The sequence below is a fragment of the Deferrisoma palaeochoriense genome (genome assembly GCF_054656955.1).
Map to the genome: position 1 here is coordinate 1 of NZ_BAAHXI010000224.1, position 254 is coordinate 254.

Annotated in this window: 1 protein-coding gene; it reads left to right on the top strand. The window is 73.6% G+C overall.

Translation table 11 applies throughout. The features are described from left to right. Positions 1-254, top strand: a 254-nt coding sequence (locus ACYQ8L_RS18795) for a hypothetical protein (protein WP_459943334.1), incomplete at both ends; no start/stop codon positions are given.

The window sequence follows — 254 nt, forward strand, 5'->3', positions numbered from 1 at the left end:
CGGCACCTGGGACGGCGCGGGGCCCTTCACCCTGACCGGGGTCGCCACCCCCGCCCCCGGCGACACCGGCACCCTCACCTGGTCCTTCGGGAGCGTCGTCAACACCGGCGACAACGACGCCGGAAACGACGCCTTCACCCTGACCTACCGGGCCCGGATCCTGCGCACCCTGCCCCAGGCCGACTCGACGACGTTCGACCTCGCCTCCACCCTGGACTACACCCTGGCCGGCGGGGCGGCCGCGGCCCAAAAGA